At 63.4% G+C, this 5,867-nt stretch carries 5 protein-coding genes and 2 pseudogenes; 4 read left to right on the plus strand and 3 right to left on the minus strand.

Annotated features, from left to right (window positions below; all coding sequences use genetic code 11):
- Positions 1–197: hypothetical protein (locus ACFWUY_RS40330; RefSeq protein WP_384121729.1), on the plus strand; the 197-nt coding region annotated here is incomplete at its 5' end.
- 1,326 nt (positions 198–1,523) lie between these two features.
- Here the strand turns inward: ACFWUY_RS40330 and ACFWUY_RS40335 are convergent.
- Both ACFWUY_RS40335 and ACFWUY_RS40340 read right to left on the minus strand, forming a co-directional pair.
- Positions 1,524–2,195, minus strand: a pseudogene (locus ACFWUY_RS40335) (transposase); the annotation flags it as partial.
- Between the two features lie 23 nt (positions 2,196–2,218).
- Positions 2,219–2,431, minus strand: a complete 213-nt coding sequence (locus ACFWUY_RS40340) for a hypothetical protein (protein WP_384121731.1) — start codon at positions 2,429–2,431, stop codon at positions 2,219–2,221.
- A gap of 242 nt (positions 2,432–2,673) precedes the next feature.
- Between ACFWUY_RS40340 and ACFWUY_RS40345 the strand changes: the two genes are divergently transcribed.
- From ACFWUY_RS40345 to ACFWUY_RS40355, 3 genes are all read left to right on the plus strand, one after another.
- The gene (locus tag ACFWUY_RS40345; RefSeq protein ID WP_384121733.1) at positions 2,674–2,973 is read left to right on the plus strand and encodes a transposase; all 300 of its coding nucleotides are present in this window, start codon (positions 2,674–2,676) and stop codon (positions 2,971–2,973) included.
- Between the two features lie 5 nt (positions 2,974–2,978).
- Positions 2,979–3,881, plus strand: a complete 903-nt coding sequence (locus ACFWUY_RS40350) for an IS3 family transposase (RefSeq protein ID WP_384121735.1) — start codon at positions 2,979–2,981, stop codon at positions 3,879–3,881.
- A 460-nt stretch (positions 3,882–4,341) separates the two neighbouring features.
- A complete protein-coding gene (locus ACFWUY_RS40355) occupies positions 4,342–5,025 on the plus strand; it encodes a hypothetical protein (RefSeq protein WP_384121737.1) in 684 nt (227 codons plus the stop codon).
- 74 nt (positions 5,026–5,099) lie between these two features.
- Here ACFWUY_RS40355 and ACFWUY_RS40360 read toward each other — a convergent pair.
- Positions 5,100–5,507 (minus strand): annotated as a pseudogene (locus tag ACFWUY_RS40360) (integrase core domain-containing protein); the annotation flags it as partial.
- Between the last annotated feature and the right edge of the window lie 360 nt (positions 5,508–5,867).

Raw genomic sequence — 5,867 nt, forward strand, 5'->3', positions numbered from 1 at the left:
CGGCGCAGCTCAAGCGGGTACTGGGAAGAACGTGCCATGACTCGATCCTCTCAAACGATCGAGTCTCTGCCGAACCCGGAACGGTTCAGTCCTCGTCCGTCGGCCGCTGGCTCACCGGCTGCTCGCTTGCCGGGATACACGCAGATCAGACGCCGAAACCTGATGTGGGCTACATAGCTATTCGCGTCGCGGTCTGATCCGAGGTCGTAGACGATCGACCGCCACAGCTCATCAAGCGCGGGACGGTTGTTGCTGCTCCAGGCATCCACGATGGCCGCCCATGGCCGCCGTACGTTGATGGGGCGCACACGGAGTTGCTGGTCGACTGGGTTGATGTCGATGCGCGTGCCGCGGCCATCACCCCGAAGGCAGCGCTTGTAATGATCGGCCAGATGGGCGCGGCGGGCGCCGGTTCGTCTGGCCGGACGTTTCGCTTCCCCGTATATGCTTCCGGCGCTGCAAGACCCGGTCAAGATTTCTGACGCATCCTACCAAATGCACGCACGCACTCACTCGAGGGGGGCGCTGCAGGTTGAGCACCCAGTACCCATATTCCGCGTCGCAGGTTGACATACGCTGACGCCCCAGAAGTATCCCAGATACGTAGGGTGGCTGCCTTAACTATCTCACGCGGGACGCTTCTCGGGGGTCGTGAGAGACCTACAGTTTTCCCTGTCACAGGTATTCACATCTGACCCGACGCAACTATGAGAGAAGTAGCGGTTTATGAAAACTATAAAGACCGTTGGTGCTTTGCTGTCCTCGGTGGCACTGGCAATCGGAGCGCTTACAGCGTCCGCCGTCTCAGCGTCGGCGACAGAAGGGCCTGTTGCACTCGACACGAGTGCGGGACCTGGGTGGGTTTTCATTCCCGGGAATGACGTCAAGTACTCTACGTGGCACTGCCCGATCGGGCAGGACATGACTTCTATAACGATCAGTTCGGGACCTGGCGTCCGGGTGGGGTCAGAATCTTTCGAACCAGCAGGCCCTGGGCGCGGAACAGGGCGGGGTTACGATGTCATCAATACCCGCCCAGAAGACTCCTATATAACAGTCACGTACGAGTGCGATTTGGCAGATCCAGTGACCGTAAAGAAGATAAAAACGGTCAAGGCGGGCAATCTGCCCTATAATGAAACCGTGATCTGCCCCTGGACGACCCCGTTTGTAGACAACGGTTGGGCGCGTCAGGTCACAGGAGTGGAGGGGTCAGTCCACTCTGTAATCTCAATCAACACAAACTCTGCACTGTTCACCCTAACCAATAGGAACCGACTAATCCAAGCAGACGTGGAATTGACGGTACGGTGCATGGGAGAACCGAAGAACTAGCAATTTCGAATGCTTCTTGCCCGCTAGCCTCGATCTTTCGTGACGGTCCGCCGATGGAGTCGGTGGACCGTTTCGCGTTCTGTGCCTGATGGCCGACAGGCCGAGGGCCCGGCTGTCGCGTCGGGTGGGCGCCGGGTTCCACGGCTCCGGTCGGGGTGGTGGTGCTCGCAGGGATGGGAACGTGCTGGTCAGCCGGGGTTTGGGAGGGCTTCGAGCCGTTCCAGGGCGTGGGTGATCACGTCGGTCCAGGGCCAGTGGCGTGCGAATCTCAGGTGCCGGCGGCGGGCGGTCGTGACGAGTTGGGCGGCGGCGGAGAGAAGACGGAGCCGGAGACGGCGGGGCTCCCACCTACGGGTTTCGCCGGTCAGAGCGAGCATGGGCATCCATGCGAGGAGGTCGAGGGCGAGCTGGACGATCTCCAGCCAGATCTGGTTCTGCGCGATGTCGTGCAGGGGCAGGTTGCGCAGGCCGGTGGCCCGCGCGGCCCGGATGCGGTCCTCGGCTCGGGCTCGCCGGCGGTGCCACAGCTCCAGTGCCGCGATCGGAACGTCCGCCGTGTTGGTGGCGAAGCAGGTCAGCCGCAGTCCGTCAGCGTCGGTGATCCGCAACTGGGCGCCGAGGTGGGGCCGTTCCTTCCGCACGACCAGCCGCATTCCCTTCGGCCAGCCCTTGAGGAAGTCGCCGGTGATCTCGGCGACCCAGGCCCCGTCCCGGATCTCGCCGCCTGACTCGACCGCCGACGACCAGGCCGGGGCGGGGACCTTGAGTACGACCTGGTGAATCTGCTCGGTGATGGTAATGCCGACCGAGTACGACAGCCACCGGCCCCGCTGGGCAAGCCAGGCGACGAACTCGCGGGTGAAGTTTCCCCAAGGCCGGGTAGTTAGCGTTTCCGCTGGTCACGCAGGGGGTTCGGCATCTGTGTGATTGCCGCGTAGCGGCCCGTGCGGACTCTCTTGATCATTCCTCTCTCGGTCCAGCGGGCGAGTTGGCGATAGGTGGCGACGAGGGTGACGTCGCCGAGGAGCTCGGCGATCTCTCTTGAGCGCCACAGTCGTTCGGGCTCTGCCTGCAGGATGGTCAGGACACGTGCCATGCGATTGCCGGTGTTCTCCCGGTCGGTCGTCGCGGGCAGCGCGGGCTGTGGCGGTGGGGGCGACAGGAGGTGATCGTCGTCGAGGTCACGACCTTGCTGCCGTCGGGTCGGCCGTCCAATTTTCTTTCCGCGTAACGGGAGATGGGTGACTTCACCTTGCGGGTGCTGACACGTGAAGTTCCCCCCGGATCTTGGACAGCTCGATACTGGGACGGTTGGTCCCGGAGGAAGTAGTCCTGATCGTGAGTGGCAAGAGCGGTAAGCGGTACCCGGCAGAGTTCAAGAAGGACGCGGTGGAGCTGGTGCTCTCGACCGGTCGGACCCCGACCGAGGTGGCCAGGGAGCTCGGCGTCAGTGCCGAGGGCCTGCGCTCGTGGGTCAAGCAGGCGAAGACCGACCGAGGTCAGGGCCCTGCAGGCGCACTGACCAGCGATGAACGCGAGGAGCTGCGACGGATCCGCCGCGAGCTGGCCGAGGTGAAGAAGGCGAACGAGATCCTGGTAAAAGCCGCGGCCTACTTCGCGAAGGAGATCGTGAAGTAGGCGACGTGTGCCGCTTCATCGACGCGGAGAAGGCCTGCGCCGACCACCCCGGCGGCTACCCGGTCGCCCTGCTGTGCCGGGTCCTGGCCCTGCCTCGATCCACCTACTACAGCCGGCTCGCAGCACAGCCGGCCGCCGCGCTCCGCCAGGCGGAGGAAGAGGAGCTGGTGGCCGAGATCCGCGGGATCCACACCGCCTCCCGCGGCGCCTACGGCGCCCCGCGCATCCATGCCGCGTTACGCCGACGCGGCCGCAGGATCAGCCAGCGGAAGGTGGAGAAGGCCATGCGCCGGCGCGGCATCCAGGGCATCGCTCGACGCCGGAAACGCTCGCTGACCAGGCCCGATGCCAAGGCCGCCCCGGCGCCGGACCTGATCGGTCGCAACTTCACCGCCGACAAGCCGGGCACCAGGCTCGTCGGCGACATCACCTGCCTGCCCACGCTCGAGGGCTGGCTGTACCTGGCCACCGTCCTCGACCTGGCCACCCGCGAGATCATCGGATACGCGATGGCCGGCCACCACCGCGCCTCTCTGGTCGTCGACGCCCTACGGATGGCCGCCGGTCGCGGCGGCCTCGAGGCGGACTGCATCATGCACTCCGATCGCGGCAGCGAGTACACGTCTAAGGAATTCCGAAGGGAGATAAAGGAGTTGGGGATGCGGCAATCCATGGGACGGACCGGATCTTGTTACGATAACGCTGCGGCCGAGAGCTTCTTCGGCCTGCTCAAGGCGGAGATCGGCACCCGCCTGTGGGCCAGCCGCCAGGCGGCCCGGGCCGACGTCTTCCGCTTCATCGAAGTCGAGTACAACCGCACCAGGCTCCGCCGGCATCCCGAGTTCGGGTACCTCACCCCGCTCGAGACTCGCGTCCTGCTGCAGTGCGACCTCACCCCCGCAGCGTAGAAACCCGCTGTCCAACATCAGGGGGGAACTTCACTCCTGAACTCCATCGGATATGGAGACTTCCGTCCCACCAGGACACCCTTCCTCGGACCTACAAGATCCATTGTCAGAGTGTCCACACGAAGGGAGTCACCTCAGTTCGCCAGCACGCAGTCACCAGCAACACCCGGACCGCCAAAGGCGATCCGCGGACGACCCCGCCGGACGTCGCCATCACAACGGCGTACAAGCGCCACAAGCCGATCGGACTGCGACCGGCGCAACCCGGAGAGCGGCTCGACCCGCTTCGGATTATCCGTGCCGAAAGTAGGCATCGGTTACCCATGAGTCCTGCGGGAGGAGTGTCTAATATCGCTAGAAATAAGGGCTCTCGACAGGGTAGCAATTCCATTTCCCGACTCTGAGCATCGGCACCGAGAGCCTGGATCGATTCACCCGCGCCTCGAATTAGGGAGATCGCGTGAGGTCTTTGACTGGTATCAAGATGAAGACGGCCGGAGCCGTTTTGACCCTTGCCGCAGCAGCCTGTGTCTCTGTGATCGGGTCAGGAGGGGCTCAGGCCGTCGACGGCGCTCAAGTGACAGAGTACGAACATACGACCGATGCGGTTCCCGTCAATACCTTGAAGCGGGTTTACAGGTCTTGCGACAAAGGGGGGAAGATTTCGGATATTTCAGTCTACACAGCTGGAAGCGCAGAGCCGCCGGTAATAGTGCGTAATCAAAATGCCGAACCACCGACCGGCTGGGCAGGCGAGGGCTTCGGCGTCGATGTCATCAGGAACAACGTCCCGGCTGGCACCTACCCGATACCAGACGCTGAAACGCTGCACCTCAATTACACCTGCACATACCCATCGACAATACAAGTCAAAAAACTTGTAACCATCTCCGGAATGCCCAGCAGTGGCGCACAGCAGCTTTACAATGCGCGGATCGAATGCAACTCCGGCTATTCCACTCTTCAAAATACAGGCTGGACTTGGAAGAGTGGGGGGAGCGTGGACGGGATTCGCGTGTACCGTGAAGAAAGGCTGGCCCCATACCTGCATTCATGGGATTTCCTCAACAGAAGCAGGCTCTCTACCGTAGTCGAATTGAGTGCGACCTGCGGCCGCACGACAGCTGAAGATCATCCCGTGTGAGGTCGGAGTTGTTCCGCGAGGGTCGCGTCGTGAAGGCGGGCAATGCCGAGCATGGTCTGGTGAACGCCGTTGCCCTAGGTGTATTGCCCTGTGAGGTTGGGGACGCGGCTGGCGGGTGGTTTGCCTGCGAGCGCGGTGTGACCGCGGTGGTGATTGTAGGAATGCAACCAGCCGGGGAAGGCGTCGCGTCGTTCTTGTTCTGACCGATAGGGGCGGGCGTAGGCCCACTCTTCCAGCAGGGTGCGGTTGAGGCGTTCGACCTTGCCGTTGGTCTGGGGGCGGTAGGGCCGGGTTCGCTTGTGTGCGATCCCGGCCGCTGCCAGCGCGTCGCGCCAGGAGTGGGACTTGTAGCAGGCGCCGTTGTCGGTCAGTACCCGCTCGACGGTGATCCCGGCGCTGGTGAAGAACGCCTGGGCCCGGGTCCAGAAGGCGGTGGCGGTGTCCTTCTTCTCGTCCGTGAGGATCTCGCTGTAGGTGAACCGTTCCGGGTTCGGCAGAGACTCGATCGTTTGAGCAGCCACGTCCCATGCTCTTCCCAGTGCCGGCCGACTTCCGGGGGCCGCGCCTTGACCCAGTACACCGGGTCCGCGGCGTAGCTCTCGATACAGCCGGCGTCGGACGCTCCGGTCGGCATCTCGTGAAAGTCCGCGGCCGGGACCGTCTCGAGCCACCAGGTGATGGCGTGCAGGTCGATGCCGCCATAGTCGTCCACGAAGGCGGCGTTGTCGCCGTGGTCATAGAGGAACTGGCGGTTTCCATCGGTGGTTGCGACTCCTGGAAGGAGTCGATCCGATGTCGAGGTATCCGCCGAACCGTTTGCCCTTGTCGGTGTCGAAGAGGTA

Source organism: Streptomyces sp. NPDC058664 (genome assembly GCF_042716635.1).
Lineage (GTDB): Bacteria > Actinomycetota > Actinomycetes > Streptomycetales > Streptomycetaceae > Streptomyces.